The organism is Actinomadura sp. NPDC048032 (genome assembly GCF_040653175.1).
Lineage (GTDB): Bacteria > Actinomycetota > Actinomycetes > Streptosporangiales > Streptosporangiaceae > Spirillospora > Spirillospora verrucosospora.
In genome coordinates, this window is the sequence record NZ_JBEZJP010000693.1 from 1 (window position 1) to 2,446 (window position 2,446).

Below are 2,446 nucleotides of genomic sequence, written 5' to 3' on the forward strand. Positions count from 1 at the left end.
GGTCGGCGGCCCTCCCGCCCGACGTGCGCGGCGGCTTCGTGCAGAGCTTCGCGGACGCCGCCAAGGGCGGCCTGGAGGTCGGCGCGGGGCAGAGCGGGGCCCGGCAGCAGCTGCCGCCCGGCGTCTCGCCGAGCGTCGCGCACCGCGTCCAGGAGCTGGCCGGCCAGGTGTTCTCGCACGGTTTCGTCCACGCGATGAAGCCCACGATGTGGCTGCCCATCGGCGTCGTCCTGCTCAGCGCCGCCGCGTGCCTCACCCTCAAGGGCCACAAGGCCGGCGCGCCCGTCCACAAGGACTCCGAGCCCGCCCCCGTGGCGAGCTGAGGACCCGCTACCCCCGGGAACGGCCCGCCTTGCCGAGCATCCATTCGCCCGGCGGGCGGGCCGGCGGAACCAGCATGATGCCGACCACGGCGGCGACCATGCCGCCGATGACGAACAGGTACCCGGGCAGCGTCGCCGAGACGACGAGATCGCCCTCGGGGCGGCGCATCTGCAGGACGAACACCACGACGCCCCACAGCAGCGCCGGGACGAACGCGCCGAGCCGCCCGCCCATCGCCTTCCCCGACGCCCACGTCATCACGAAGACCAGCGCGACCAGGACGAGCGCCGTGAGCGGGACGGGGCCGACGGACCAGTCCTGCGCGAACGAGCCCACGACGCCGAACACGCCGCCGAGGACTCCGAGCGCGGCGTAGGCGGCGCCGGACACGAACGCGTCGCCGGGGCGCTCCCCGTCCGCGGGAGCGGCGGACGCCCCGCCGCCCTCCGCGGCCGCGCCCGCGCCGGCGGGCTCGACCTCGGCGGCATCGGCCTCGGCGTCGTGCGCGCCGGCGTCCGCCGGGCGGCCGTCCTTGGCGAGCCGCACCCGGGCCCGGTCGTCCTTGTCCACGGACGCCAGCGTACCGGGGCCCGTCAGTCCCCCGCGCTCGCCAGACCGGCGAACAGGTCGCGCTCGCGGCGGCCCGGGCCGACCGGGCCGAGCTCGCCCGCCTGGAGGATGAAGTACTCGGTGCCGAACGCCTGCTGCCCCAGGTTGTTCGACAGCGCGAAGAACGGCCCGACCTGCTCGGGCGCGACCGTGACCTGGGTGTGGTGGGCGCGCAGCGCGGCCAGCTTGGCGGGCAGGTGGGCGCGGGCGTCCACGACCGTGGTGACCTCCCCGTCCGGGACGCCGGAACCGAGCTCCTCCAGCCCCGCGACGCGGGCGAACGGCAGCCGGGCCTCGCGCATCACCGCGATCGCGCGGGCGAGGACGGTGCGCGGCGCGGCGTAGGCGTAGACCTTGGCCGCCCGCCACGGCTCGGCGCCGTCCTCGTGGGAGGGGTCGGCGGCCAGCTCGAACGCCCGCCACGTGACGCGGTGCGCCTGGATGTGATCGGGGTGGCCGTAGTTGCCGCGCTCGTCATAGGTGACGATCACCTGCGGGCGGACCTCCCGGATGACGGTCACGAGGTCGCGTGCGGCGGTCGTGACGTCCGCCTGCCAGAAGCAGCGCGGGTCGTCGTTCGTGGGGGCGCCCATCATGCCGGAGTCGCGCCAGCGACCGGGACCGCCGAGGAAGCGGTGGTCGCGGACGCCGAGCGCCTCGCAGGCCGCGGCGAGCTCGCCGATCCGGTACTCGCCGAGGGCGTCCTCCTTGTCGGAGGCCAGGTGGCGCAGATCCTCGGGGATGACCTCGCCCTCCTCGCCCAGCGTGCAGGTGACGAGGCAGACGTGGGCGCCCTCGGCGGCGTATTTGGCCATGCTGGCCCCGGTCCCGATGGACTCGTCGTCCGGATGGGCGTGGACGAACAGGATCCGCGGCTCCTTCATAGTCCACGAGCCTACTCAGGGCCCGGCATCGCGGCGATGACCGCCCTGCCCCGCGCATCCCGGAGGGCCTCCCCGGGCCCCCGTCAGCCGCCGCCGGTGCCGGTGCCGCCGGCGCCCGTTCCCGTGCCGCCGTCGCCCCCGCCGGTGCCCGGGCCGCCGGTGCCGCCGGTCCCGCCCGTGCCGCCTCCGGGACTGGTGGGCGTGCTCGGCGGCGTGTCGGTGGTCGGCGGGTCGGTCGGGACCTCGGTGGTCGGCTGCTCCTGTGTCGGCTCGGACGTCCGCGGCGGCGGCGTGTTCTGGCGCGTCCGGGTGCGGGTCGGCGTGGGCTCCTCGGGCTGCTCGGTCGTCGGCTCCTCCGAGACCGGCCCGGAGTCGGTGACCGTCGGGGTGGGCGGGGTCTCCTTGGAGTCGCTGCCGCTCCGGGCCGCCATGAACAGGCCCACGACCAGCGCCAGCACCGCGATCGCGGCGATGGCGCCGAAGATCGGCGCCTTGGACTTGCGCTCGGGCTCCCAGTCGTCGTACCGGGGACGGCCGCCGACAGGGCCGCGAACATGACCGGGAGGGACGTCCGGCCGATGCCGGTGGCCGACCACGTGGCGCCCTCCGGGAGGGCCTCGACGGCGGCC

At 76.2% G+C, this 2,446-nt stretch carries 2 protein-coding genes and 2 pseudogenes; 1 reads left to right on the forward strand and 3 read right to left on the reverse strand.

All coding sequences use genetic code 11. The features are described from left to right. A pseudogene (locus tag AB0C69_RS41135) lies at nt 1–323 on the forward strand (MFS transporter); the annotation flags it as partial. A gap of 7 nt (nt 324–330) precedes the next feature. Here the strand turns inward: AB0C69_RS41135 and AB0C69_RS41140 are convergent. The 3 genes and pseudogenes from AB0C69_RS41140 to AB0C69_RS41150 all read right to left on the reverse strand — a co-directional run. Continuing rightward, entirely contained in the window at nt 331–894 is a 564-nt protein-coding gene (locus AB0C69_RS41140) for a DUF6113 family protein (protein WP_360362090.1), read from the reverse strand. Between the two features lie 23 nt (nt 895–917). Then, nucleotides 918–1,817, reverse strand: coding sequence for an N-acetyl-1-D-myo-inositol-2-amino-2-deoxy-alpha-D-glucopyranoside deacetylase (gene mshB / locus AB0C69_RS41145; RefSeq protein ID WP_345177203.1), 900 nt, complete (start codon nt 1,815–1,817; stop codon nt 918–920). 83 nt (nt 1,818–1,900) lie between these two features. Beyond that, a pseudogene (locus AB0C69_RS41150) lies at nt 1,901–2,446 on the reverse strand (hypothetical protein); the annotation flags it as partial.

Coding starts and splice junctions, on each gene's coding strand:
- mshB (WP_345177203.1), bottom strand. CDS start 1,817: ATGAAGGAGCCGCGGATCCTGTTCGTCCACGCCCATCCGGACGACGAG.